This window comes from Planomonospora corallina (genome assembly GCF_042650625.1).
Taxonomy (GTDB): Bacteria; Actinomycetota; Actinomycetes; order Streptosporangiales; family Streptosporangiaceae; genus Planomonospora_B; species Planomonospora_B corallina.
Genome location: NZ_JBHSBM010000023.1, coordinates 15,006 through 40,290, shown reverse-complemented (window position 1 = coordinate 40,290; position 25,285 = coordinate 15,006). Strand labels below are relative to the sequence as shown.

Annotated in this window: 23 protein-coding genes and 1 pseudogene; 11 read left to right on the top strand and 13 right to left on the bottom strand. The window is 72.7% G+C overall.

Annotated elements, in window-relative coordinates; genetic code table 11:
• Positions 1-84: 84 nt before the first annotated feature.
• Positions 85-1,149, bottom strand: coding sequence for a lysylphosphatidylglycerol synthase transmembrane domain-containing protein (locus tag ACFOWE_RS19465; RefSeq protein ID WP_377289783.1), 1,065 nt, complete (start codon positions 1,147-1,149; stop codon positions 85-87).
• Positions 1,150-1,183: 34 nt separating this feature from the next.
• Positions 1,184-2,017 (bottom strand): PIG-L deacetylase family protein, encoded by an 834-nt coding sequence (locus ACFOWE_RS19460; protein WP_377289781.1) that lies wholly within the window; start codon positions 2,015-2,017, stop codon positions 1,184-1,186.
• A gap of 35 nt (positions 2,018-2,052) precedes the next feature.
• On the opposite strand from ACFOWE_RS19460, the gene ACFOWE_RS19455 reads away from it, so the two are divergent.
• Positions 2,053-3,288: a glycosyltransferase family 4 protein gene (locus ACFOWE_RS19455; RefSeq protein WP_377289779.1), complete on the top strand. Its 1,236-nt coding sequence runs from the start codon at positions 2,053-2,055 to the stop codon at positions 3,286-3,288.
• 142 nt (positions 3,289-3,430) lie between these two features.
• Here the strand turns inward: ACFOWE_RS19455 and ACFOWE_RS19450 are convergent, their stop codons facing one another.
• A complete protein-coding gene (locus ACFOWE_RS19450) occupies positions 3,431-3,889 on the bottom strand; it encodes a hypothetical protein (protein WP_377289777.1) in 459 nt (152 codons plus the stop codon).
• Positions 3,890-4,012: 123 nt separating this feature from the next.
• On the opposite strand from ACFOWE_RS19450, the gene ACFOWE_RS19445 reads away from it, so the two are divergent.
• Positions 4,013-5,377, top strand: a complete 1,365-nt coding sequence (locus tag ACFOWE_RS19445) for an APC family permease (protein WP_377289775.1) — start codon at positions 4,013-4,015, stop codon at positions 5,375-5,377.
• 319 nt (positions 5,378-5,696) lie between these two features.
• Positions 5,697-7,100, top strand: a complete 1,404-nt coding sequence (locus ACFOWE_RS19440) for an ATP-binding protein (RefSeq protein WP_377289773.1) — start codon at positions 5,697-5,699, stop codon at positions 7,098-7,100.
• Positions 7,101-7,231: 131 nt separating this feature from the next.
• Here the strand turns inward: ACFOWE_RS19440 and ACFOWE_RS19435 are convergent, their stop codons facing one another.
• Positions 7,232-8,452, bottom strand: a complete 1,221-nt coding sequence (locus ACFOWE_RS19435; RefSeq protein WP_377289771.1) for a GAF domain-containing sensor histidine kinase — start codon at positions 8,450-8,452, stop codon at positions 7,232-7,234.
• A 43-nt stretch (positions 8,453-8,495) separates the two neighbouring features.
• On the bottom strand, positions 8,496-9,173 hold the full coding sequence (locus ACFOWE_RS19430; RefSeq protein ID WP_377289769.1) for a TetR/AcrR family transcriptional regulator: 678 nt from the start codon (positions 9,171-9,173) through the stop codon (positions 8,496-8,498).
• 90 nt (positions 9,174-9,263) lie between these two features.
• Here ACFOWE_RS19430 and ACFOWE_RS19425 point away from each other — a divergent pair, with 90 nt between their 5' ends.
• Positions 9,264-10,433, top strand: a complete 1,170-nt coding sequence (locus ACFOWE_RS19425) for an FAD-dependent oxidoreductase (protein ID WP_377289767.1) — start codon at positions 9,264-9,266, stop codon at positions 10,431-10,433.
• A gap of 171 nt (positions 10,434-10,604) precedes the next feature.
• On the opposite strand, the gene ACFOWE_RS19420 is transcribed toward ACFOWE_RS19425, so the two are convergent.
• On the bottom strand, positions 10,605-10,889 hold the full coding sequence (locus tag ACFOWE_RS19420) for a hypothetical protein (protein ID WP_377289765.1): 285 nt from the start codon (positions 10,887-10,889) through the stop codon (positions 10,605-10,607).
• A gap of 234 nt (positions 10,890-11,123) precedes the next feature.
• Here ACFOWE_RS19420 and ACFOWE_RS19415 point away from each other — a divergent pair, with 234 nt between their 5' ends.
• The 4 genes from ACFOWE_RS19415 to ACFOWE_RS19400 all read left to right on the top strand — a co-directional run bounded on the left by ACFOWE_RS19415 (position 11,124) and on the right by ACFOWE_RS19400 (position 14,741).
• A complete protein-coding gene (locus ACFOWE_RS19415; protein WP_377289763.1) occupies positions 11,124-12,581 on the top strand; it encodes an XRE family transcriptional regulator in 1,458 nt (485 codons plus the stop codon).
• Positions 12,578-13,483, top strand: a complete 906-nt coding sequence (locus ACFOWE_RS19410) for a phosphotransferase enzyme family protein (protein ID WP_377289761.1) — start codon at positions 12,578-12,580, stop codon at positions 13,481-13,483. The genes ACFOWE_RS19415 and ACFOWE_RS19410 overlap by 4 nt, the downstream gene beginning before the upstream one ends.
• 112 nt (positions 13,484-13,595) lie before the next feature.
• Positions 13,596-13,940, top strand: a complete 345-nt coding sequence (locus ACFOWE_RS19405; RefSeq protein ID WP_377289759.1) for an SRPBCC family protein — start codon at positions 13,596-13,598, stop codon at positions 13,938-13,940.
• A 168-nt stretch (positions 13,941-14,108) separates the two neighbouring features.
• Positions 14,109-14,741, top strand: a complete 633-nt coding sequence (locus ACFOWE_RS19400; protein ID WP_377289757.1) for a rhomboid family intramembrane serine protease — start codon at positions 14,109-14,111, stop codon at positions 14,739-14,741.
• A 36-nt stretch (positions 14,742-14,777) separates the two neighbouring features.
• Here ACFOWE_RS19400 and ACFOWE_RS19395 read toward each other — a convergent pair whose 3' ends face one another.
• The 4 genes from ACFOWE_RS19395 to ACFOWE_RS19380 form a co-directional block, all read right to left on the bottom strand.
• Positions 14,778-16,208: a serine hydrolase domain-containing protein gene (locus tag ACFOWE_RS19395; RefSeq protein WP_377289755.1), complete on the bottom strand. Its 1,431-nt coding sequence runs from the start codon at positions 16,206-16,208 to the stop codon at positions 14,778-14,780.
• 128 nt (positions 16,209-16,336) lie between these two features.
• Positions 16,337-18,094 (bottom strand): bifunctional metallophosphatase/5'-nucleotidase, encoded by a 1,758-nt coding sequence (locus tag ACFOWE_RS19390; protein WP_377289753.1) that lies wholly within the window; start codon positions 18,092-18,094, stop codon positions 16,337-16,339.
• 100 nt (positions 18,095-18,194) lie between these two features.
• The gene (locus tag ACFOWE_RS19385) at positions 18,195-18,839 is read right to left on the bottom strand and encodes a response regulator (RefSeq protein WP_377289751.1); all 645 of its coding nucleotides are present in this window, start codon (positions 18,837-18,839) and stop codon (positions 18,195-18,197) included.
• Positions 18,836-20,011 (bottom strand): sensor histidine kinase, encoded by a 1,176-nt coding sequence (locus ACFOWE_RS19380; protein WP_377289749.1) that lies wholly within the window; start codon positions 20,009-20,011, stop codon positions 18,836-18,838. Before ACFOWE_RS19380 ends, ACFOWE_RS19385 begins: the two co-directional genes overlap by 4 nt.
• A gap of 111 nt (positions 20,012-20,122) precedes the next feature.
• Here ACFOWE_RS19380 and ACFOWE_RS19375 point away from each other — a divergent pair, with 111 nt between their 5' ends.
• Positions 20,123-20,806 carry a hypothetical protein gene (locus ACFOWE_RS19375; RefSeq protein ID WP_377289747.1) on the top strand — a complete coding sequence of 228 codons (684 nt, stop codon included), beginning with the start codon at positions 20,123-20,125 and terminating at the stop codon, positions 20,804-20,806.
• Between the two features lie 30 nt (positions 20,807-20,836).
• Here the strand turns inward: ACFOWE_RS19375 and ACFOWE_RS19370 are convergent, their stop codons facing one another.
• Together ACFOWE_RS19370 and ACFOWE_RS19365 are read right to left on the bottom strand one after the other, a co-directional pair.
• Positions 20,837-21,817 (bottom strand): aldo/keto reductase, encoded by a 981-nt coding sequence (locus ACFOWE_RS19370; RefSeq protein ID WP_377289745.1) that lies wholly within the window; start codon positions 21,815-21,817, stop codon positions 20,837-20,839.
• Positions 21,814-22,176 (bottom strand): MerR family transcriptional regulator, encoded by a 363-nt coding sequence (locus ACFOWE_RS19365; RefSeq protein WP_377289743.1) that lies wholly within the window; start codon positions 22,174-22,176, stop codon positions 21,814-21,816. The genes ACFOWE_RS19370 and ACFOWE_RS19365 overlap by 4 nt, the downstream gene beginning before the upstream one ends.
• 247 nt (positions 22,177-22,423) lie before the next feature.
• Here ACFOWE_RS19365 and ACFOWE_RS19360 point away from each other — a divergent pair.
• Positions 22,424-22,954: pseudogene (locus ACFOWE_RS19360) on the top strand (DUF998 domain-containing protein); the annotation flags it as partial.
• 147 nt (positions 22,955-23,101) lie between these two features.
• Here the strand turns inward: ACFOWE_RS19360 and ACFOWE_RS19355 are convergent.
• Complete coding sequence (locus ACFOWE_RS19355) at positions 23,102-24,139, bottom strand: nucleoside hydrolase (RefSeq protein WP_377289741.1); 1,038 nt, start codon at positions 24,137-24,139, stop codon at positions 23,102-23,104.
• Between the two features lie 96 nt (positions 24,140-24,235).
• On the opposite strand from ACFOWE_RS19355, the gene ACFOWE_RS19350 reads away from it, so the two are divergent.
• Positions 24,236-25,270 carry a phosphotriesterase family protein gene (locus ACFOWE_RS19350; RefSeq protein WP_377289739.1) on the top strand — a complete coding sequence of 345 codons (1,035 nt, stop codon included), beginning with the start codon at positions 24,236-24,238 and terminating at the stop codon, positions 25,268-25,270.
• The last annotated feature ends 15 nt before the right edge of the window (positions 25,271-25,285 follow it).

The following is a 25,285-nucleotide window of genomic DNA, read 5'->3' as shown; positions in this document are numbered from 1 at the left end:
CGCGTACAAGGTCTTTCCTCATCTGGCAGGTGAGGTCCTCCGGGGGGCCGGTGGATCCTCCGCCGGAGCGGGGCGCCCGGCGCGTCACCCCTGACGGACGGCCGGCTCCTCGGTGGGCGCCTGCGCGCCCTCGCGCCGGCGCAGCAGCGCCCACGCGCCCAGGGCCAGACCGCCGAAGGGGATTTCGACAGTGTAGGTCCAGAAGCCGAAGAGCAGTGCGGCGGTGGCCGCCGAATCGGCGGGCACCCCGAAGAAGACCAGCGCGCCGACGGTCCCGGCCTCCATGATCCCGGTCCCGCTCGGGGTGACCAGGGCGGTGGTCAGGACCCGGGACAGGGCGAAGGCCGCGATCGACTGGGCCAGGCCCGGGTAGGCGCCGGTGGCGTGCAGGCAGCAGAGCAGGACCAGCCACTGCAGGCCGAGGAAGGCGACCATGCCCAGCGTCAGGCCGGGCCAGCGGCCGCGCACGATCGCGGAGGTGTCGGCGCGCAGCCGCGCCAGCGCGGCGGAGGCGGCGTGCTCGGCGGGCCGGACCGGCGCCGGCGCCAGCCGCGCGAGGGCGTCGAGGGCGCGGCCGAGCAGGGCGGCGGCGCGGTCCCAGTAGAGCGCCGCGCCCGCCACGGAGACCAGGACCAGGATGGAGATCGCGCCCGCCCAGCCGGCCTGGACGACGGCGGGGCTGAGATCCTTCCCGCTGGCCAGCAGCGCCACGATGCCCACCGCGGGCAGCACGAACCGGAACAGGGTGTTCCAGATGCCGCTGGTCAGGGTGGAGACCACCACGGCGCGGGTGGGGAAGCCCCAGCCCTTCGTCATGGCGAAGGTCAGCGCGACCCCGGCGGCGCCGCCGAAGGGCAGCAGGTTGCTGACCGCGCTGCCGCCCGCGTTCAGGGTCAGGGCCTGCAGGTGGGTCAGGCCGGGCAGGGAAGAGGTCAGCACGAACGTGTAGGCCAGCAGGCTCGCCAGCCAGAGGAAGGCCATGAGCGCGACCGCCTGCCAGCTCAGCGCGGCGAAGCGGGCGCCGATCTCCGTCCAGGAGACGGTCTTGCCCGTCAGCGCCTCCACGATCTGCGGCAGGAAGACCACCAGCGTGGCGGCCAGGCCCAGCGACGCGGCCGACAGGCCGATCTGGACCCATCTGTTCTTCATGTGCCCTCCCGGACCAAGTGTGCCGGGCCGGACGTCATGCTTTGGGAGGAATTTCGAAGGGGTGCCTCATCCGGGTGCCGGGCGGCAGGCCCCGCTGGACGTACCACTCGGTGCCGAAGACCAGCCGGTAGAGCGGCCCGGGGACCTTGAGCATCACGCCCAGCGTGCGGGTGTCGGCCCCGGTGGCCTGGGTGGCGTGGGCGGCCATGCTCGCCCGCTTCTGCCGGGCGAACCGGCGCACGTTCACCCGGTGGGTGATCTCCTCGGAGGGGGAGTAGGCCCGCTCGAAGGCCCGCACGTCCAGCTGGGGGTAGAACCTGCGGACGATCCCCAGCCCGCGCAGCAGCGGGTCGCGGTTGACCGTCGCCTCCAGCACGATCGGGGTCTGTGCCAGCTGCGCGGCGCGGGCGCCCACCCGGTTCACCTGGACGTGGTCGGGATGGCCGTACCCGCCGGCGGGGTCGTAGATCGTCAGCAGGTCGGCCTTCTCCTCGGTGAGGACCTCGGCGAGCCTGCGGGCCGCCTCCTCGACGTCGGCGTCGATGAAGGAGTCGGCCGGCCGGTCCTCGGCGACCCCGCCGCCGGGGGCCAGCCCCGAGTCGCCGTAGCCGAGGTTCACCACCCGGGCGCAGCCGAGCGCGGCCGCCGACTTGTAGAGCTCGGCGATCCGGGTCTGGCCGAGGGCCTCGCCGGGCGAGAGGTCGGCCTGGCCGCGCTCTCCGGCGGTGGCCACGACGAGCACCACGCGGTGCCCCTCGGCGGCCAGCATGGCCATGGTCCCCGCGGTCAGCAGGGCCTCGTCGTCGGGGTGGGCGTGGAAGAAGACGGCTGTCCTGGGCGCGGGCGGGCGGCTGGTGGAAGCGGGCACGCGGCCATGATCTCACGCGGGACTACTCTGGCAGCGTGAGGATCATCCACGTCAGTGACTGTTACCTGCCGCGCCTCGGAGGGATCGAGGTGCAGGTCGCCGACCTGGTCCGGATGCAGTGCGAGGCGGGTCACGACGCCGAGGTGGTGACCGCGACCCCGGGGGAACCCCTGCCTGGAGTGCACCGGATCGTCGCGAACCTCCCGTTCGACCTGCCCGTCCACCCGACCGGGACCGGACACCTGATCCGGCTGCTGGCGGCGCGGCGGCCGGACGTGGTGCACGTGCACGCGGGCGCCGTCTCGCCGTTCGCCTGGATGGGGGTGCGCGCCGCCGCCCGCGCCGGGCTGCCGGTGGTGGTGACCGTGCACAGCATGTGGGACCCGGTCACCCGCGCGCTCTACCGGGGGCTGCGGGCTTTGTTCGGCTGGCAGAGCTGGGGGCTGGTGGGCACCGCGGTGAGCGAGGCCGCCGCCCGGCCGATCCGCGCGGTGGCCGGGCCGGGCGTGCCGGTGCACGTGGTCTCCAACGGCCTGGACGTCTCCGGCTGGCGTCCGGGGGCTCCCGCCGTACGGCCTGCGGAGGGCGCGGAGGGTGCGGCGGCCGTACCGCGGGTGGAAGGCGCGGAGGGCATGGGAGTCGCGTCGCGGGCGGAGGGCGCGGCGGATGCGGGGGGCGTGGAGGCGCGGCCCGGGCCGGGGGAGACCCCCGCCGGCGCCGTGCACGTCGTCGCGGTGGGGCGGCTGGCCCCGCGCAAGCAGCCGGTCCGCCTGCTCCGGCTGCTGAAGGAGACCCGCGCCCAGGTGCCGGCCGCGGTGCCGCTGCGGGCCACCGTCATCGGGGACGGCCCGGCGCGCGCGCAGATGGAGCGCTACCTGCGGGCCAACGGGATGACCGGCTGGGTCTCGCTGCCCGGACGCTACAGCCGCGAGCGGATCCGCGAGGTGCTCGCCTCGGCGGACGTGTTCGTGGCCCCGGCGCCGCGCGAGTCGTTCGGGCTGGCGGCGCTGGAGGCGCGGGCGGCGGGGGTCCCGGTGGTGGCGCGGGCGCAGAGCGGCGTGGCCGACTTCGTCCGCCCCGGCAAGGAGGGGCTGCTCGGGCGGAGCTTCGACGAGCTGGCCTCCTCGGTCGCCAGGCTGGTCCGCGACCGGGAGCTGCGCGAGTCGATCGCCGCGCACAACCGCGCCACCGAGCCTGTCAGCTGCTCGTGGCCGGCCGTGCTGGAGGGCTTCGACCGCTGCTACGAGGAGGCCCGCGCGCTCAGGGGCTGAGCCGGAGAGCCGGCCGAGGGCGGCCCGTGGTGGCGGGCGCCCCGGTCGGATCGGGCGCGGCCGCCGCGCCGTCCTGCCCCCCCGCAGGCGGAGCGGCGGCCGCGTCCGCTGTGCCTCCTCCCCGCGGAGGCGCAGCGCCATGTCAGGCGCAGGCGGTGCCGAGCTTGGTGCCGGCCTCAGTGGCCTTGTTGCCCAGGTCCTGGACGGCGCTCAGGGCCGCGCTGGGGTCGCTGGCGTCGATCTTCAGGGCGCCCCAGGTGGTGGAGAACTCGTTGAGCGCGGCGGCGAGGTCACCGTCGGCCTTCTCCGCGAGCGCCTTGAAGTCGTCGGAGAGCTTCTGGTTCGCCGCGTTGAACTTGTCGAGGTCGCCGGCGCTCGCCCCCATCGAGGAGCTGTAGTCCGTGAGGAGCTTCTGGGCGGCGGTGCAGATGTCCGCCTTGGAGCCGCCGCCCGCCGCGGAGGTGGAACCGCTGTCGGCGGCGGTCGTGGAACCGCTGCTCGTGGTGGTCGCGGCCTGGCCGCCGCAGGCGGCGGTCATGGCGATGAGCGCGGCTCCCGCGACGGTTGCGGCGACGCGGCGGGGGGAGGAGAGGGAGAACATTGGGAACCTTTCACTGCGATGTGTGACGATCAGAACTGTAGGGGTCTCCCTTGCCGGTCGCTTACATCCGGCTTACATCACCGGTGATAGTGACGCGGGCCCGGCCACGGGTAGTGGGAGCGCATGACCGAGACGACCGCCGCGCCCGGGTCCCCGCACGCCCTGAAGAGGGTGATCGGGCGCTGGACGCTGCTGCTGTTCGTGGTGGGGGACATCCTCGGCGCGGGGATCTACGCGCTGGTCGGCAAGGTGGCGGGGGAGGTGGGCGGGGCGCTCTGGCTGCCCTTCCTCGTGGCGTTCACCTTGGCCGCCCTGACCGCGACCGCCTACGCCGAGCTCGTCGGCAAGTACCCGAGGGCCGCCGGGGCCGCGCTCTACGCCAACAAGGCGTTCGGCCTGCCCTTCGTCACGTTCATCGTGGCCTTCGCGGTGCTGATGAGCGGGATCACCTCGGCGAGCGCGGCGGCCCTGGCCTTCGGCGGGGCCTACCTCGGCGAGTTCGTGACGGTCCCGGTCGTCGTGGGCGCGCTGGTCTTCCTCGCCCTGGTGACGCTGGTGAACTTCGCGGGCATCTCCGAGTCGATCAAGGTCAACGTGGTCCTGACGGTCATCGAGGCGTTCGGCCTGCTGGTCATCGTCGCGATCGGGGTCTACGCCCTGCTGCGGGGGGACGGCGAACCCGCCCGGGCGCTGGAGTTCCATCCGGAGACCGGCGCCCTCCTCGGCGTGCTGGGCGGTACGGCGCTGGCCTTCTACGCGCTGCTCGGCTTCGAGGACTCGGTGAACCTCGCCGAGGAGGCGAAGAACCCTCCGCGCGACTTCCCCCGGGCGCTCTTCGGCGGCCTGGCCGTGGCGACGGTGATCTACATGGCGGTGGCGTTCACCGCGACGACGCTGGTGGAGACCGAGACGCTGGTGAACTCGACCGGCCCGCTGCTGGAGGTCGTCCGGGTCGCGGGCCTGGCCTTCCCGCCGAAGCTGTTCGCGCTGATCGCGCTGCTCGCCGTGGGGAACACCGCCCTGATCAACATGTTGATGGCCTCGCGCCTGGTGTACGGCATGGCGCGCGAGGGCATCGTGCCCCGGGTCTTCGCCGCCGTCCACCCCAGGCGCTCGACCCCGTGGGCGGCCATCCTGTTCACCGTGGCCGTCGCGGTGGTCCTGGTCGCCACCGGGGACGTGGGCGGTCTGGCCGACACCACGGTGCTCCTGCTGCTGTGCGTGTTCGCGATGGTCAACGCGGCCGTCCTGGTGCTGCGGAGGGACCGCGTGGAGCACGGGCACTTCCGGGCGCCGAGCTGGATGCCCGCACTGGGTGCGGCGGTCTGCCTCCTGCTGGCGCTGCCGGTCACGGGCCGCGGCGCCGAGGTCTATCTCCGCGCGGGCCTGCTGCTCGGGATCGGCGCGGTCCTGTGGTTCGTGAACCGGCTCTTCCTGAGCGGGCGGGACGGCGACCGGTCCGGGTCAGAACGGCAGCAGTCGCCCTGAGGGCGTGCGGAGGTCGAGCGGGCCGGGCCGCCGGGGCGGCCTGGGTTTCTGGATGATTTGAGCCTTTTTCATCTTCTCCTCCCTTTTGTCGGAGTAGAGAGAGACTACGTCAGCCCACCGACCGTTTCGTCCACCCACTGAGATTTTCCGTCTCGGAACCAAAGCTTGAAGCGGCACGGCGGCGATCGTCGCAGGCTCTCCGGCCGGCCGTGCGGTCCGACGGAGAGCCGGTCCGCGATCCGCCCGGGAGATCGACGTCACCGACATGGATGTCGGTGACGTCGAGGTCGCCGACATCCATGTCGGTTACCCTGTGCGCATGGTCTTCGTCGGACGTACGGAACAACTGGCGGCTCTGCGGGATTGGTGGGAGGAGCCGGAGGCCCGCCCCGCCCTCGTCTGGGGACGCCGCCGGGTGGGCAAGACCGCGCTGCTCCAGGAATTCGCCGCTGACAAGCGCGTGGTCTTCCACACGGGCGGGAACCGCACCCCCCACCGGGAACTGGAGGAGCTCTCCCAGCGCATCGCGGCCGCCGCGCCCTCTCCCACGCGGGACCTCCGCTCCAGTCCGTTCCGGAACTGGGACGAGGCGCTCGACCACCTGGGCCGTGAGGCGCAGGACGAGCCGCTTCTCCTGGTGCTCGACGAGTTCCCCGAGATGATCAGCCGTGCGCCCGAGCTGGAGGGCGTGCTCCGCGCCTTCCTCGACCACGCCCACGGGCGGACCAAGCTCCGGATCGTCCTGTGCGGATCGGCCGTCCGCACGATGCGGGCGATCCAGGAGTACCACGCGCCTCTCTACGGCCGGTTCGACCTGACGATGCAGTTGCACCCGTTCCGCCCGCATGAGGCGGCGGAGATGCTGCCGGGCCTGACACCGCAGGACCGGGCGCTGGTCTACGGGATCCTCGGCGGGATGCCGCTGTACCTGTCATGGTGGCGGCAGGAGCTCTCGATCGAGGACAACATCAGGAGACTCGCCTGCCGCCCGGACGCGAAGATGATCCGCGAGGGGGACCTCGTCCTCGCCACGGAGGCGGGCCAGGGCGCACACCTCGCCGCCACGCTGCAGGCCGTCGCCGAGGGCTCCACCAAGCACAACGAGATCGCCGACGCGATCGGCGCGGACCCCACCCGTACCCTCAACGACCTGCTGACCCTTCGCCTGGCGGAGAGGGTCCAGCCGGTCACGGAGTCGGCGCGGACCCGCCGGAAGATCTATCGCATCACCGACAACTTCCTCGCCTTCTACCTGGGTACCCTCTCCCGGTTCCTGCCGGAGATCGATCGAGGGCTGGGGGAGACCGTCCTGCCGGTGCTGATGGCATCGCTGGACGATCACATGGGAGAGGTGTGGGAGGAGGCGTTCCGAGACCATCTGCGGCTCCGCGCCGCCGAGCTCGGGCCCGAAGTGGTGGCGGTCGGCCCCTGGTGGCGGGGTGACGGGCAGCACCAGATCGACGCTGTGGTGCTCAGCGGCAGATCGAGGACGCCTGTCCTGGTGGGTGAGGCGAAATGGGGGAGGAAGGTGAACGCGGCCAGGATCAAGGCCGATCTCGCGGCGAAGGCTGCGCATCTGACCCGGAGCCCCGGCGACCTGCGTTACGCCGTGTGCGCCAGGGAGTCCGTCGTCAACGCGGATCCCGACACCCTCACCGTCACGGCCGCCGACATCTTCCCCGCCGGAGGCGGGCGGCCCTCGACGTCGGCCCGATCTCAGTGAGACCGGATCTCACCGAGAGCGGATCTTGCTTGGGGGGCGTGGCCGTCCGGCGGTCCTGGCACCGGGAACAAGCGTCACCGGAGGGCACTCCGCCGTCTCCGGGACCCGGCCGGTCCTCGGTCCGCCGGTTGTCAGGCCTCGGGTTCCGGTGCGGCGGGCAGCGTCAGTAGCACGCGGGTGCCCTCGCCCGGGCGGCTCTCGATCCGCACGTTCCCCCCGTGCATGAGCATCACCTTGCGCACGATGGGCAGGCCGAGCCCGGTGCCGCCGATGGCCTGGTCCTCGACCTGGGGCGCGCGGTAGAAGTCGTCGAAGACCTGGCCCAGCTCCTCCGCCTCGATGCCGATGCCGGTGTCGCGGACCTCCACGGCCGGGACGGGGGCGCCCGTCACGGTGACGGTGATCCGCCCCCCGGGCGGGGTGAACTTGATCGCGTTGTCCAGCAACTGGGCCAGCACGTGGCGCATCCGTTCGGCGTCGACCATCACCGGCACGGGCTGCGGGGCCTCCAGGTCGAGGGCGTGGTCGCTGCTCCGGGCCCTGCCGGCGGCCTCGCCGACCGCCTGGCGGACCAGCTCGGCCAGGTCGGCGCGGACCGGCTGGAAGATCGCGGTCTGGGCGTTCAGGCTGGCCATCAGGAGCAGGTCGTCGATCAGGCGGAGGATGCGGTCGCTGTTGCGCTCGATGACCCGCAGGAAGCTCTGCTCGGTGGCGGGGTCCAGATCGCCTTCCTGGATGAGCTGCAGATAGCTGCGGATGGAGGTCAGCGGGGTGCGCAGCTCGTGGTTGACGGTGCGCAGGAACTGGTGCTTGAGCTCCTCCAGCCGGCGCAGCCGGGCGATGACCTCCTCGGCCTGGCGGGCGTGGTGCTGCAGTTCCAGCATGCCGACGGCGCAGGCGGCCAGGGTCTCCAGCCCCCGGTGCTGCTCCGGGGCCAGCCGGCGGGGGCGGTGGTCGAACACGCACACCACGCCGAGGGCGTGACCGCGGCTGCTGATCATCGGCATGCCCGCGTAGTAGCGGACGTACGGTTCCCCGGTGACCAGGGGGTCGTCGCGGAAGCGGGGGTCGGCCAGCGCGTCGGGCACCCCCACGAGGGTGCGGGCGCCGACGGTCCAGGGGCAGAACAGCGCCCGCCGCTCCATGCTCTCGACGCCGATGCCGGCGTGGCCCTTGAAGTACTCCCGGTCGCGGCCGATCAGGTTGACCAGTGCGATCGGCGTCCGGCAGATGTCGGAGGCCAGTTCCGCGATGGACTGGAAGATCGGCTCGGTGATGACCTGGAGCGCCCCCAGCTCGTCGAGCTCCTTCAGCCGCGCGGCCTCATCGTCCCGACTCGGCGCCTGAGCCATCGCACTCCGCCCACCCGTACTCTCATGGCATGTAAGGGGGTCCCTACCCTCTGCGCCCGCTCCTACCGCGGGACGGCGACGGAGTGCCGGGTAAAGACCGGTCCTCGCCCGGCGGAGGTCCGGCGAGGCCGTGCAGGAGCAGGTCGGTGAGGGTGTCGATCACCTGGTCGTCGGTGATCCGCGGCCCTTTCTCCCCCGAGGTGAGCAGCGAGTAGGCGAGCATCGAGAACATCGCGCCCATCGCGGCGCCGAGGAGGACGGGGTCGCCGGGGAGGCGGTGGCCCCGCTCCCGCAGGTGCTCCAGGTGGTCGCGGAAGACGGCGGTGTCACCGGCGAGCCGCTCCCAGGCGCGGCCGGAGCCGAGGTCCTCGGTCATCGTCGACTGCAGGAGCGCGACCATGACCGGCAGGTGGTCGCGGAAGACCGACCAGGCGACGGCGATGTGGTCGCGCAGCTGCCCGCGGTCGGTCAGGTCGTGGTCGGCCGGATGGCCGCGGACGGCGATCTCGGCGTCGGCCTGGGCGTCCATGTCCCGCAGGAGCGCCTGGAGCAGTTCCTCCTTGCCGGCGAAGTGGTCGTAGAAGGAACCGGTGGCCCGGCCCGCGGCGGCCGTGATGTCAGTGATCTTGGTGTTCAGGTAGCCCCGCTCCGCGAACAGGCGACGGGCCGCGTCCTTCAGCGCGGCCTCGGTCTCCGCCGCCCTGGCCCTGCGAACACTCACCCGGTCCCTCCTCGTCCGTTCTGTTGACCTCGACGGTAGCAAGCCGCATACTGAATCTACATTCGGTGAATTTGGATTCAGGGAGATGGCGTGCGGGTCATCGTGGTGGGTGCGGGGGTCGCCGGTGCGGCGAGCGCGATCGCGCTGCGGCGGACGGGAGCCGAGGTCACGGTCGTCGAGGCGCACGAGGACCCGGGGGGAGAGGTCGGATCGTTCCTGAGCCTGGCCGTCAACGGGCTGCGCGCCCTCGACGCGCTGGGCTGCGGCCGGGCCGTGGCGGAGCGCGGCTTCGAGGTCGCCCGCCAGCGGATGTGGGCGGGCTCCGGCCGGCTGCTGGGCGACGTCCCCCGCGGGCGGCCGGCGGACGAGCCGCGCAACAGTGTGACGCTGATGCGCGGTCACCTGGTGGAGGAGTTGCGTGCCGCGGCGCTCCGGGAAGGGGCGGAGATCGTCACGGGGCTGCGCCTCGCGCCGGAGGAGGTGGCCGGGGTCCCCGCCGGGGCGGGCACCTCCGCCCCGAGCGGGTTCCCGGCCGGAGCGGACATGGCCGGGGCCGATCTGGTGGTCGGGGCCGACGGCATCTGGTCGGCGGTCAGGAGGGCGCTGGACCCCGCCGCCCCCGTGCCGCGCTACGCGGGCATCCACAGCGTCTCCGGGATCTCACGGGGCGTCCCCGCGAGCGTGGCGGGCGGGCCGGGGGTGTTCAACATGACCTTCGCCCGCAACGGAGCCTTCATCCATCTCACCGCGCCGGGCGGGGAGGTCTGGTGGACGGCGCAGGTCTCCAGCGGACGGGAGCCGTCGGACACGGGCCTGGAGAGGCTGGAGGAGCTCTACCTGGGGGAGGAGACGCCCTTGGCGATCATGCGGGGGACGGTCCGGCTCCACCGGTCCGTGCTCCACCACGTGCTGGCCGAGGTGCCCGTATGGCAGGACGGCCGGACGGTGCTGGTCGGCGACGCCGCGCACCCGGTGGGATCCGGCCAGGGCGCCGCCATGGCGCTCGAGGACGCCGTCGTCCTCGGCCGGGCTCTGAAGCAGGAGGGATCCGTCTCCGCGGCGCTGGCCCGCTACGACCGCGAGCGCCGGGTCCGCCTGACGAAGATGGCCAGGGCGGCGAGCGCCAACCGGGACGCCAAGACGGCCGGTCCGGTCGGCCGCAGGATGCGCGAGCTGGTCATGCCGCTGGTCTTCCGGCGTTTCCACGCCGGGGCGACCGCCTGGCTCTACGCCGAGGACCTCTCCCGGGCGCTGGACTGACGGTCTCCGGAGGCCTAGAAGGGCAGCACCCGGCCGGACGGGGTCCGGAGATCGAGCGACACCGGCTTGCGCGGCGGACGCGGACGCTGCTGGGTGATCTGTGTCCTTTTCACGGGCCGCTCCTTTCTGCTCTTGATCACGAGTGTTACCCATGTGCCACCCAAGAAACACCTATCTCCGTATCACCTGCAGAACGGACGCCACCCGCTCCGCCGCGGTGGCGATGTCCTCGGCGTGTCCGATGCGCCCGGCCCAGGAGAGCCAGAACCACCACTCGCCGTCCTCCTCGTGGGCGGCCAGCACGTCCTCGCTCCGGGCCGGAGCCATCGGATTGATCACTCTCAGGCGGGGGAAGAGCCCCTCGCGCGTCTGCAGTCGCGTGCGGAAGGCCTGCGATTCCAGTTGGGCGGCCAGGCGCCGCAGATGCCCGACCGCCTCACCCCGGTCAGCCGTCATCCGGATCACCCCCGATGGGCGCTGGTGACTGTCTTATCCCGAAGAGTGCGGTCTCGGGGCGGTGAACGGCAATCGGTTTCCTTCACCGGAAGAGGTATGAACCCGTGGAATACCTGGGGAACCCGCGAGTATTCCGCGCGGAAACCACGGGTAAAGAAAGTGTGGTGCACAGGTCTGGTCACACTGTGATACGCCCTCGTTAGTCTTCTGTGAACAGCGATCGGGAGGGGCGCCGTGGCCCGAGGGGAGCACTCGCCCGCCTGCGCCAGGCGGTGGAGGGAGCAGGCGGAGTCCCGCCAGTGGACACCCTGGCAGACCGCGCAGGCGATTCACGGCTGCTGCGGGGTGAGCCTGCTGAAGGCGCACCGGCTGGCCCGCGGGTGGTCGGCCAGGGAGGCCGTGCGCGAGCTGGAAGAGCTGTGCCGGCGGCAGGACCTCGGAGAGGCCCGGGCCAGCATCGACCTGCTCAACGCCTGGGAGAACCACCGCGCCCGGCCCCGGCCGCAGACCATCGAGCTGCTGGCGCGGCTGTACCGCGCCAACGCCGTACGGCTCGGCCTGGCGGGCGACTACTGCGACGACGGCGGCGGGACCAAGGTCGTGGTGGTCGCCGGCGGCGCCGCCGGGACCGAGACCCGCACGCCGGCCGAGGCGAAGGACCGGGGTGACGACGACACCGAGCGGCGCGCGCTCTTCCACCACGCGCTGCTCGGCTCCCGCGTCGCGATGAGCGGGCGGCTGATGGCAGAGGTCGAGCGGACCCGCCAGGAGCTGGACCGCACGCTCGCGCTCGCGAGCGTGACCGAGGACCAGCTCGACCGGCTGGACGAGCAGGTGGTGCGCTACCGGCGCGAGTACATCACCAGCGCGCCGCTGCCCATGCTCTACCGGTTGATGCTCGAGCTGGCGGACGTGCGGACGCTGGTCGCCGCCCGGCAGCCCGCGATGCACCAGCGCCGCCTGCTCAACGCCACCGTGATGCTCGCCCTGCTGGCGGCCGACGCGCTGATGAAGCTCGGCGACACCCGCCAGGCCCACGCCTGGTACGGCGCGGCCCGCACCGCCGCCGACGACATGGGCGACCTGCGGCTGCGCGCCCTGGTCCGGGCGCAGCAGGCGATGCTGCCCTACTACTACGGCGACCTGACCGAGACGGTACGGCTGGCGCGCGAGGCCAGGATGCTGGCGGGGAGCGCCCCCAGCTCCCCGGCGGCGCTCGGCGCGGCGGCCGAGGCCAGGGCGCTGGCCCGGATGGGCGAGCACAAGGCGGCCCGGGTGGCGCTGGCCGAGGCCGAGCAGATCTTCGCCCGGATGCCCCCGGAGGGCCACGACCACCTGGCCTTCCGCTTCTCCGAGCGGCGGCTGCAGTTCTACCGGATCGGCACGCTGATCGAGCTGGGCGAGGAGGTCGACTGGTCGGGGTGGACGCCCAGCCCCTCCGGGCCCTACACCATCGACCCGGTGCTCATCCTGCTCGACCGGGCCGCCCAGCGGGTGCGGGACGGCCGGGTGGAGGAGGGCTGCCAGCTGGCGGAGCGGGCCCTGCTCGATGTGCCGCCGGAGCACCGCACCTCGATCGTGCTGAACCGGGCCAGGGCGCTGCTGGCGGCGGTGCCGCCGGGGCGGCGGAAGACGGCGGCGGTGCGCCGCCTGGCGGATCTGCTCGCCGGCGCCGCGCCGGCCGGGACATGAGCGCGCTCGCCGCGGAGGCGTTCGCCGTCCTGCGCGGGGTCTGCGACGGCATGGGCATCGACCACCGCGGTGCGCGGCTGCTGCGGGTGCGCAGCAACGCGGTCTTCAAGCTGCGCAGTGAGATCGTGGTCCGGATCGCCACCTCGCCCGGCGCGCAGGCCCGGCTCCCCGGAGTGCTCGCGGTGGCGCGGTGGCTGGCCGGGCAGGGGTTCCCGGCGGTGCGCCCGGCCGACGAGATCTCCGAGGAGCCGGTGGTGCACGGCGGCCGGGCCGTCACGTTCTGGCACTACGTCCCGGCCAGCGGCCGGCCCACCACCACCGAGCTGGGGGAGGTGCTGCGCGTCCTGCACCGGCTCCCGGTGCCGCCGGTCACGCTGAAGCGGCTCGCCGACCCCCTCGCCCAGGTGCGGAGGGAGGCGGAGCGCTCGGCGGTGCTCACCGCGGCCCAGCGCGCCTGGCTGGTCGAGCGCATCGCGGAGCTGACCGAGCGCTGGGACGGGCTGGAGACGGACCACCCGCCGGTGCTGCTGCACGGGGACGCCTGGATCGACAACCTGCTGCGCCGCAGCGACGGCCACGTGGTCCTGTGCGACTGGGACGGCGTGGCGGTCGGCCCGCGGGAGTGGGACCTGGTCCACACCTACCACGGGCAGCGCCGCTTCGGGCTGACCGCGCAGGAGGTGGACGCCTTCGCCGTCGCCTACGGCAGCGACCTGCGCGCCTGGCCCGGCTACTCCACGCTGATGGAGGTGCGGGACATGTACGCCGTGGGCATCCACCTCCGCAACGCCGCCACCGACCCCTTCTCTCGCAAGGAGCTGCCCCGCCGGCTCGACTCCCTCGCACGAGGTGAGAAGAACACCCGGTGGTACATGGCCGAACCCGTTACTGTCTCCCGGTAAAGATCACCGATATGGGGGCAAGACGGTGCCGAAGGTCACATTGCGACATACCTTTCACGTCCGGAACACTCCGGCCGCGCTTCGGGCGCACCTGAGCCAGCCGCAGAGCTACGTGGGGCTCTCACCGCTGGTCGTCGCGGTCCGCGACGTGGAGCGGGGAGAGGACGAGACGCGCTACGTCGCGGTGGAGCGGCTGCGCCTCGGGCTCCTCACCTACGACAACCGGATCAGGGTGACGCTGCGGAGCGGGCCCGAGGTCGTGGAGGGCCGGGTCGTCAGCCCCGGCGGGGTGCGGATGGACTACCGCTTCCGGCTGACGGAGTCCGGCGGCGGGACCGAGGTCGAGGACGTGCTCGTCGTGCACGCGTGGGCGAGGCCCCTGCTGGGCTTCGCGGCGCGCAAGGCGCGCGAGGTCCAGCTCGCCCGGGCCGAGGTGCTCACCGCCCGGCTGGGGTGAGCGCGGCGCCGGGACCCGTCACCCGGCCGGGGCGGGCGCGGGCCGGAGCCGCCCCGCGCCCGCCCGCTGCCCGTTCGTGATCTGCGTCCCCGATACTGGCCCGGCGGGACAGGACGGGGACAGCCGGGGAGGCGCGGAGTGGAAGCCAGGGGCCGCACGGCCGAAATCATGATCGACGAGGCTCGGAAGGCGTTCTGGGTCATGGTCGGGGTCCTGGCCGGAATCTGGGCGCTGCACATCGCCAACTGGGCGTCGGACTACGCGCTGTTCTCCCGGCACGGCATACGGGCGTACGACCCGGCGAGCCTGCCCGACATCGTCTCGGCGCCGTTCCTCCACCTGGACTGGGAGCACATCCAGGGCAACTCGGGCCCGCTGTTCATCTTCGGATTCCTGGCCGCCTACCGGGGCGTCGCCAAATTCCTCGGCATGACGGCGTTCGTCGTCGTGGTCAGCGGTCTCGGAATCTGGCTCACCTCCGTCCCGGGGAGCGTCACCGCGGGCGCGAGCGGAGTGGTCTTCGGCTACTTCGGCTACGTGCTGGTGCGCGGGATCTTCGACCGGCACCTGATCGACATCGTGGTGGGCGTGGTCATGGCCCTGTGCTTCTCCTACCAGTTCGCCGGGCTGCTCCCACAGGCCGAGGGCGTCAGCTGGCAGGGCCACCTGTTCGGCTTCCTCGGCGGGCTCGCCGGCGGTTGGATCTTCCGCGACCGCCGCCCGCGCGATGTCTCCGCACCGGCGCAGCCGCAGGGCCCGCGGTCCGCGCTGCTGAAGGAACTGGACGACCTGGGGTTGTGACCCGGGGCGACGCAGGGCGGTCCGGGCCGGCATCGCCTACGCGACGTCGGGCCGGGTCATCAGCGGCGACCGCAGGTGCAGCACCAGATCGGGGCCGGTCAGGGGCACGACGTTCCACGTCGCCACCGCCGTCCCCGCTCCGGCGTCGACCACCAGCCGGACCCGGTGCGGGGTGGTGATGACGTAGAGGTCGGCGACGAACGTGCCGTCCTGCCAGGCGCCGGCCGCGACGACGGGACGGCCGAGCGGCGAGCTCTCCCGCCATCCGCCGTGGCCGGCCTCGACGGTGAGGGACGGCCCGAGCCGCAGGAGCCATCCGCCGTCCACGGGATCGACGGTCACCGTGGTCCCACCGGGCAGGGCCGAACCCTCGGGGGAGGAGTCGAGTTCCGCCTCGGCGGAACGCCCCGGGGCGGCCGAACCCGGCACCGGCGCCAGTGACAGCCGCCGCAGCCGCTCGGCGAGGATCTCGTCGTCCCGGGTGCTCGCCGCGTGGCCCACGCCGGGCAGCAGGCACTCCCACAAGGGGTCGAGCACCGCCTCGCTCCCCTCTATGGCGCAGGTCATGGCGACCACGAGATCGTGCGACGGGACGACCACGCACAGCTGGCCGAAGGCGCCCTCGCCGCGGTATCCGTGACGCGACATCCAGAACTGGTAGCCGTACCCGCAGAGCACGTCGGGGTTGTCCGACCAGCCCTCGACCTGCAGGGTCTCGATGTGCCGGCCGGTCGCGAGCTCCACCCATCCGCGCGGGACGAGCCGCCGGCCGCCCCACACGCCTCCGCGCAGCAGCAGCTCGCCGAAGGCGGCGACGGCCTCGGTCGTGAGGTGCAGGCCGTGGAACCCGAAGGCGGCGCCGCTCGCCACCCGGTCCCACTCGGCGTGGTCGACGCCCATCGGCGCGAAGAGGCGCTCGTCGAGCAGCTCGGGCAGGCCGCGGCCGGTGACCCGTTCCACCATCCGGGCCAGGACGAAGGTGGTCGAATTGTCGTAGGCGTGCCGTGTCCCCTCCGGCTCGGGGAACGGCACGCGCAGGAAGCCCTTCACCAGGTCGCCCGGTTCCAGCCGCCAGGCCTCGTCGAGGCTGTCGGTGCGGTGCCCGGTCGTCATGGACAGCAGGTGGTGGACGGTGAGGCGGCGTCCCTGCTCCGGGACGTCGGCCGGAACGTGGTCGGGCAGCACGTCCACCACCCGGTCGTCCGGCGAGAGCAGCCCGTCGGCGATCGCGAGCCCCACGGCGACCGAGGTGAACGACTTGGTGAGCGAGTAGAGAAGGTGCGGGCGTCCGGCCGAGTACGGCGCCCACCAGCCTTCGGCGACGACGTGACCGCGGTGCACGACCATGATCGAGTGGCACTCGGCGGATCGTGCTTCGAGCCGGTCCAGCAGCGCGGCGATCGCAAGGGACGACAGCCCCGAGGCGGCCGGCGCCGACCGCGGCAGCAGTGCGCGCTGAGAAGGCATGCGGGAACCCTAACGAATCCGCCGAATCCGCTCGATCGAATTACGGGGCACAGCCGGGCGGGGCCGGAACGCGGAGGGGCGGCCGGTGGACCCGGCCGCCCCCGGGCGCCTTACGGAGGCGGGAGCCGCTAGAAGAGCGGCGCCCCGTTCCGGGTGAGCTTCCAGTTGACCTCGGCGAAGTCGGCCGGGTCGATGGTCCCGGTCGCCGAGGCGTGGTCGATCAGCGCCTGGCGGATCTCCACCTGGGCGTTGTAGACCACCGGTGCGGTGGTGATGTGCGGGAAGCCGCCGCCGCCCGACTGGCGGTAGTTGTTGACCGCGACCACGAACTGCTGGTCGTCGGCGACCGGCTGCCCCTGGTGGGACAGGCCGGTGATCCGCTGGCCGACCGGCTTGGCGACGTCGATGTCATAGGTGACGCCGGAGAACTGGTCGTAGTTGTAGTCGGGCGTGCCGGAGGCGTTGGTCAGCGCGGCCGGGTCGACCGGCGCGTCGGGGGCGAGCTGGTTGAAGTACTTGGCGGAGTACTCCAGGTACTCCTTCAGCTGCTTGCCGGTGAGCTTGACCGCCATCAGCGTGTTGTCGTAGACGTACAGGCCCGCCATGTCGCGGACGCTGACCGGCCCGGCCGGGAAGACCGCGGTCCGGCTGAACGGCGCGGCGATGGAGAGCACCGGCAGCGAGGCGTCGGCCGTGCCCTCCAGGGCCTTCTTGACCGTCTCGGTCTGGACCTTCTGGATGTAGTCCACGATCGCGGTGTCCTTGTAGGGGGACTCCGCCGCCGACAGCTGCTCCTTCGACTGGGCGACGACCGTGTTGACGTACTTGACCGTGGTCTCGTGCTGCTGCTTCATGAGCGCCACGATCTTCGGGTCCTCGGCCACGGTGTTGGTGTTCAGCAGAGTCGAGGACTTGCCGACGACCGTCCACTTGCCGCGCTTCTTGGCGAGCTGGAAGTCCAGCACGCTCAGCCGCTGGCCCCACCTGCCCGGCTCGGTGAGCAGGACCTGCTGCCCGGTGGCCTTGTTGGTGACGAACTTCTCCGGCACCTCGTTGTGCGCGTGCCCGAACAGCACCGCGTCGATGCCCGGCACCTGCTCGGCGACCAGGGCGGAGGCGTTCTCGATCGGCAGGTCGCCGCCGTAGGACGACATGCCGTTGTCGCCCGCGTGCGCGGTGACCACGACCACGTCGGCGCCCATGGCGCGGATGACCGGCACCCACTTCTTGGCGGTCGCGACGAGGTCGGTGAAACGCAGCTTGCCCTCGACGTTGGCCTTGTCCCAGATGGCCACGCCGGGGTTGGTCAGGCCGAGCACGCCGACCTTGACCGGCTTCTCGCCCTTGATCTTCATGGTCTTGAGGGTGAAGGGCAGGTAGGCGGGCTTGCCGTTCTTGGCGTACACGGCGTTGGCGCCGAGCACCGGGGCCTTCATCTGCTTGACCCAGGTGGCCAGCAGCGGCAGGCCGTAGTTGAACTCGTGGTTGCCGAGGGTGACGGCGTCGTAGCCGATGGCGTTCATCGCGCGGGCCATCGGGTGGATCTCACCGGTCTTGTCCACCGGCTCGATCTTGGCGTAGTAGTACGCCAGCGGGGTGCCCTGGATGGTGTCGCCGGAGTCGAACAGGAGGGTGCGGTCCGCGCCGCGCTCGGCCCTGATCCGGTTGACGAGGGTGGAGACCTTGGCGAGGCCGACGTCGTTGTTCCGGCTGTCGGTGAACTCGGCGTTCTTGAAGTAGTCCCAGTTGAGGGTGTTGCCGTGGAGGTCGGAGGTGCCCATCACGGTCACCGTCACGGTCTTGGCGGGGGAGGCCGAGGCGACCGCGGGTACGGCCAGCGCCGCCACCGTGGCCACGCCGACGACGGCGAGCTTCTTACTCTGCATGTGACCGGAGGGTAACCACGTCAGATCGCTCTCCGGTCACGAGGATCATGCCGTTTGTGTGGAGATTCGTTAATATTTCCTGGATGTCTGTATCGCCTGCTCACTGAGAGTCGCGGGGCCGGACGAGACCGTGCTCGTAGGCGTGGCGGACGGCCTCGGCGCGGTCGCGCAGGCCCAGCTTGGCGAGCAGCCGGTTGATGTGGGTGCCGACCGTGGACGGGCCGATGAACAGCGTGCCGGCGATCTCGGCGTTGCTCAGGCCGCGGCCGATCAGCTCGAGCACCTCGCGCTCCCGCGGGGTGAGCGACTCCGGAACGGCAGGCGCCCCCACATAGCCCGCCATCACCCGGGAGGTCACCGCGGGATCGAGGGAGGCCATGCCGCCCATCGCCGTCCGGATCGCGGCGAACAGCCGCTCGGGCGGCGAGACCTTCAGCAGGAACCCGCTCACCCCCGCCCGCAGGGCGCCCTCCAGGTTCTCGTCGGTGTCGTAGGTGGTCAGGATGACGATCCTCGGCGGCTCGGGATCGGCGAGGAGCTCGCGGGCGGCGGCGACGCCGTTCAGGACCGGCATGGCGATGTCGAGCAGCACCAGGTCGGGCCTGAGGCGCCGGGCCAGTTCCACCGCCTGGCGGCCGTCCGCGGCCTCGCCGACCACCTGGAGGTCCGGCTGGGTGCCGAGCATGAGCCGGATCCCCCGGCGGATCATCGCCTGGTCGTCGGCGACGAGGATGGAGACGGTCATCGCGGCACCGTGACTTTCTCGGTCAGCGGGATGGAGGCCCGCACGCCGTACCCGCCGGCGGGCAGGGGGCCGGTCGACAGCGTGCCGTGGAAGAGCGCGACCCGCTCGCGCATGCCGACCAGTCCGTGGCCCGTGCCGCCGCCGATGTGGGCATGGCCGTCGCGCGGCCCCTCGTCGACGATGTCCAGGCAGAGCGCCCGGGGCCGGTAGGCGATGGTCACCCGGGAGCGGGTGGGGCCGGCGTGCCGGAGCGTGTTGGTGAGCGCCTCCTGGACGATCCGGTAGGCCGACAGGTCCAGTCCGGCGGGGAGCGGTGCGGGGGTGCCCTCGACGGTCAGGGTCACGTCGAGCCCGGCCGCGCGCATCTGCGTCACCAGGTCGTCCAACCGGGCCAGGCCCGGCTGCGGGGCGAGCCCCTCGCTCTCCGGGCCGGTGCGGAGCAGCCCGACCATGCGGCGCAGCTCCTCCACCGCCTCTCGTCCCGTCTCCTCCACCACGTTCAGCGCCTCGCGCTGGGCGGTCTGGCCCGGGTCGAGCATCAGCCGGGTCGCCCCCGCCTGCATGACCATCACGCTGACACTGTGCGCCACGACGTCGTGCAGCTCCCGGGCGATCCGGAACCGCTCCTCGGCCACCGCCTCCCGGGCGAGCAGCTCGCCGCGCTCCTCCGCCTGGACCGCGAGCTCCTGCGCGCGGAGCGCGAGCCGCCGGTAACGCCGTACGGCGACGCCCGCGCCCCCCGCGACGGTGGACATCACCAGCGCGACCGCCACGTCACCGGCCCCCGCGTTCCCGGTCGCCGTCAGCATCATGGCCACGAACGCGGCCGTGCCCGCCAGTCCCGCCGCCACCCGCCGGTCCCGCAGCGGGAGTTCGGCGAGCAGCGTGAACAGCAGCAGGAGCTGGACGTAGTACTGCCAGGCGGAGGCGGTGTCACCCAGGTGGACGACCGAGACGATGTTGATCGCCGTGTAGACGGCCAGCACCGTGAACGGGGCACGCCGGCGCAGGAGCACCAGTCCGGCGGCGCACACGACCGCGCCGATCAGCCAGTCGCGGTGCGGGCCGTCCGAGGTGAGAGTGCGCCCGCCGGCCTCCTCGGCGATCCCGAACAGTGCGACGGCCACCGCGACCAGCCAGTCGACGAGGGTGGGCGGTGGACGGTGACTCATGAGGTCGAGGGTAGAACGGATCTTCGGTCATGAAATCCACCTTCAGGTGGATAAAGGTTCGAAGTACGCCTTGACGACGCCGGGGGCGGGTGCTTCCTAACGTCTTGCGGCATGTTCAGTCTCACCAACGCGGACGCCTTCCGCCGCTGGGCCGCGGGCGTCAGCCTCGTCCTCGCCCCGCTCTGCCTCCTGCTCGGCATGATCGTCGACCCCCTGGAACCGGGGATCGACGACCCGCTCGGCTACGCCGACAACCCCGTCGCCACCGGGATCAGCGCGACCCTGCTGCACTACGCCTGGGTGCTCTGGGTCCCCGGGGTCATCGGCATGGTCCACCTGGTGCGGCGCAGAGGCGTGGTCCTGGCCAACGTGGCCGGCGCGGTGACCGTGCTCGGCCTGATCAACTTCTCCTCCCTGATGATCTCGGACTTCTTCGACATCGCGGCCTACCGGATGTTCACGGTGGAGGAGGCCCACAAGCTCATGAACGACGCCGCCCAGCCCGCGATGATCATCGCCTGGCAGGTGCCCGGCATGATCGGATCGTTCCTCGGCCTGGTCCTGGTGGCCGTGGCCTACGCCTGGGGCGGGCGCGCCGGCTGGTGGTTCCCCGCCGCGGTGCCGGCCGGCATCGTGATCTGGCTGGTCGGCGCCGCCAACTGGAACCTGTGGCTCGGCTACTCCGGCCCGGCGATCCTCATCGCCGCCTTCGGCGCGGTGGGCGTGGCCATGATCCGGATGAGCGACGAGGAGTGGAACCCCGGCCGGCGCCAGGCCGCCGTGCCCGCGGTGTGATCACTCCTCCCGTGGTCACTTCTCCTATGGTCACTTCTCCACGGAGGACATGTCCGCGTAGCGGTCGCCCCGCACGGCGCCGCTGGGCACGGCGCTCTCCAGGGCGGCGATCTGGGCGGCGGTCAGCGTGATGCCGGCCGCCGCCGCGTTCTCCTCCAGATAGCGCAGCCGCTTGGTGCCCGGGATCGGCACGACGTCCTCGCCCCGGGTCAGCAGCCAGGCCAGCGCCAGCTGGGCGGGGGTGCAGCCCACCTCGCCGGCGAGCTTGCGGACCTCGGCGACGAGCTCCTCGTTGCGGGCCCCGCTCTCCCCGGTGAACCGGGGCAGGTGCCTGCGGAAGTCGTCGTCGGGCAGCTGCTCGGCCGGGGGCAGGGTCCCGCCGAGCAGGCCGCGACTGATCGGCGAGTAGGCCACCAGCGCGATGCCCAGCTCCCGCGCGACCGGCAGGATCTCCTCCTCGATGCCCCGGGTGAACAGGGAGTACTCGCTCTGCAGCGCGGCGATCGGGTGGACGGCGTGCGCCCGGCGCAGGGTCTCGGCGCTCACCTCCGACAGGCCCAGATGGCCGACCTTGCCCGCGGCGACGAGCTCGGCCATCGCGCCCACGGTCTCCTCGACCGGCACCCGCGTGTCGCGGCGGTGCATGTAGTACAGGTCGACGTGGTCGACGCCGAGCCTGCGCAGGGAGGCGTCGCAGGCCTTCCTGACGTACTCGGGCCGGCCGTCGACCGAGCGCGCCGCAGGGTCGTCGCCGCGGACGATGCCGAACTTGGTGGCCAGCACCACCCGGTCCCGGCGGCCGGCGATCGCCCGCCCGACCAGCTCCTCGTTGTGGCCCCTGCCGTACATGTCGGCGGTGTCGAGGAAGTCCACCCCGAGCTCCAGGGCCCGGTGGACGACGGCGATCGACTCGGACTCGTCGGCCGCGCCGTAGAACTCCGACATCCCCATGCAGCCGAGCCCGATGGCGGAGACCTCGGGGCCTCCCGCGCCCAGACGTCGCTTGTTCATGTGATCTCCATCGCGTGATAGGAATCGATCTTGTGGTCGAGGACCGCGAGGTCCTCGCTGAGCCGGGCGATGCGCTCCCGGACCCGCTCGCGGTGGACCTCGAGCATGCGCCGCCGTTCGGCCGCGGTCTCCGGCCCCCGGCGGCGCAGGGCGGCGTAGCGGCACATGTCGGCGATCGGCATCCCGGTCGTGCGCAGCTTCGTCAGGAACTCCAGCCAGGCGAGGTCGGAGCCGGTGTAGCTGCGGTGCCCCGCCGCGTCGCGCTCCACCTCGTGGATGAGCCCGATCCGCTCGTAGTAACGGAGCGTGTGCGCGCTCAGCCCCGAGGTGCGCGCGGCCTCCTGGATGGTGATGCCCATGGGCACCACCGTGCACCTTCGAGCGCGCTCCAAGTCAAGCGGCCCCGCCGCGGGGGCCGGCCCGACCGGCACCCTGAGGGGGCGGGCCCCACCCCGGGCGGGTTTCCGCGCAGCTCACGGGCGCGGCCCCGGGACCGTCCCCCTGAGGCGGCCCCCACCTCCCGCCGCGGTTCCTCCGGGATCGCTCAGGGCCGCTTGGGGATCATCTCGGATGGTCCGCGACCTGGCCCGCGGCGATCGTTGAGGCATGGCGAGCACAGCGACTTCGGGCACCGGGACGATGCTCCTCGGCTACGCGGCGATCGGCGGCGGGGCCGCGGCCATGCTGGGGCTGCACCTGGCCGCGGGCCTCGACCCGCTGCACACCGTGATCAGCGAGTACGCGTTCGAACCGGACGGCTGGCTGCTGCCCACCTCGCTGACGCTCTTCGCGGTGGGCGCGACGGCCTTCGCCGTGCTCCTGGCCCGCCGGGGCGAGGACCGCAAGGCGGCGGCGCTGGTGGCCGTCTGGGGGCTGTGCATGCTGCTGGTCGGTACCTTCCCCACCGACCGGCCCGGGGTGCCGCTCTCGATGTCGGGCGGCATCCACCGCTACGCAGCGTTCGCCGCCTTCCTGGCGATGCCGGTCGCCGGCCTGATCCTCGCCCGGCGGAACGAGGGCCGGCCGTACGCCCGGGCGGTGAAGGCGCTCAGCCTGCTCTCACTGGGCGTGCTCGTCCTGGTGGTCGTCCCGTACGCGGTGCGCATGCTCGGCATGGAGCCGGTCGGCGTGCCGGCCGGGGCGATCCAGCGGCTGGTGGTCGTCTCCGAGGTCGCGGTGCTGGTGCTGCTCGGGCTGGTGCTGGGGAGCCGGTCCGGGCACCCGGCGGGGCGCACGGCGGGGCGCACGGCGGGGCGCACGGTCGTGCGTCCCGCCGGGTCGCCGTCAGCCCAGGCGGGCGGCGAGCCGGCCGTAGGCGGCCAGGGCCAGCTCCCAGAATCGGCCGGTGTCGACGCCGGTGGCGACCAGGGCGCCGGCGGGACCGTCCGGACGGTGGACGGTGACCGTCGTGCCCGCCGTCTCCGGCCCGCCCGTGTCCACGGTGACGCGGGCCGGCACGGCCGGCACCACCCCCGGGTCGAGCACGCGGGCGACCGCGCAGGCGTCGTGGACCGGCGGCCCCTGGTCGGGGTCGTCCCCGCGGGCTCCGCCGTAGTGCTCCAGGCCCGGGAGGAGCAGCTCGCGGCCGAGCCGCCCCAGCGCGCGCATGCGCTCCCGTACGGCGGCGCCGGCCCTGACCCGGCCGGAGACGTCGAGCCCGATCGCCGTCACCGTCCAGTCCGCGCCGAACACGGCCGCGGCGGCCTCCGGGTCGGCCGCCAGGTTGAACTCGGGAGCGGTTCCGGCCGGGGGCGCTGACCCGGGTGCCGTGCCGTCCCCGTCCCCGGCGCCTCCGGAGACGGGGACGGGGACCGGGACGGCCGGGGAGCCGGGCCCGACGGGGGCGTGCGAGCCGCCCAGGACCACGACGCCGCGGGTCCATCCGGTGATCCGCGGCTCCCGCCGCAGTGCCAGCGCCACGTTGGTCAGCGGGCCGATCGCGATCAGGATCACCTCGCCGGGGCTGGAGCGGACCGTCTCGGCCAGGAAGTCGGCCGCGTGGCCGTCCGCGGCGGGCAGGACCGGCTCCGGCAGCACGGCCGCCCCCAGGCCGGAGGGCCCGTGGGCGCGGCCGGTGCGCTCCGGGCCGTCCCGCACCAGCGCGCGCGGGCTGCCGGGGACGACCGGCACCCGGTGCGCGCCGAGGAACTCGCGCAGCCGGAGCGCGTTGCCGGTGGCGCGCTCCACCGGGACGTTCCCGGCGACCGTGGTGATCCCCAGGACCTCCAGCTCCGGGCTGCCGAGCGCGAACGCGACGGCCAGCGCGTCGTCGACGCCCGGGTCGCAGTCGATGACCACCTTCGTGGCCGCTGCGGACCTCATGGACGGCACCGTACACCCGTTGACGTGACCCTCCTCACAGTCCTACCGTCACGTAAACCGACCAGTCGGTACGAAACGGGTGTGTGGAGGGTGCGCATGTCGTCGACCGTGAACTCCGGGAGCGTGGGTTCCGAGAGCGCGGACTCCGGGACCGTTCCGACCGTGGAGACCGTGCGCGGACCCGTGCCCGTCACCGAGCTCGGCCCCACCCTCATGCACGAGCACGTCTTCGTGCTGTCCACCGAGCACCTGGACAACTACGGCAAGGGCTCGTGGTGGGACGAGGAGTTCCGGGTCGCCGACGCGGTCGCCAAGCTGCGGAACATCGCCGCCAAGGGCGTGCGGACCATCGTCGACCCCACGGTCTGGGGACTCGGCCGCTACCTCCCGCGGGTGCGGCGGGTGGCCGAGCAGGTGCCGGAGCTGAACGTCATCGTCGCCACCGGCCTCTACTCCTACGACGAGATCCCCCACCAGTACGAGCACCGCGGCCCCGGCCTGCTGCTGGACATGCCCGAGCCGATGGTCGAGGACTTCGCCCGCGACCTGACCGAGGGCATCGCCGACACCGGCGTCCGGGCGGCCTTCCTCAAGTGCGTGGTCGAGAGCAGGGGCCTGACCCCCGGCGTCGGGCGGATCTGCCGCGCGGTGGCCCACACCCACCTGCGGACCGGGGCGCCGATCACCGTGCACACCGACTCTTTCACGCAGAGCGGCCTGCCCGCCCTCGACCTGTTCGCCAAGGAGGGCGTGGACCTGACCAAGGTCGTGGTCGGCCACGCGGGCGACAGCAACGACCTGGACTATCTGATGCGGCTGGCCGACACCGGGGCGACGCTCGGCATGGACCGGTTCGGGCTGGACCTGTACAACCCGACGCCGCAGCGGGTGGCGACCGTCGCGGCGCTGTGCGAGCGCGGCTACGCGGACCGGATGGTGCTCAGCCACGACGCCGCCTGTTTCATGGACTACTTCGGCGACGCCTGGGACGGCACGCTGAGCCAGGCCGCGCCCAACTGGCGCTTCGACCACATCCACGACGACGTGCTCCCGGCGCTGCGCGAGGCCGGGGTGGGCGAGGCGCAGATCGAGCAGATGCTCGTCGCCAACCCGCGCCGGTACTTCTCCTGACGGCGCCTTCCCGCG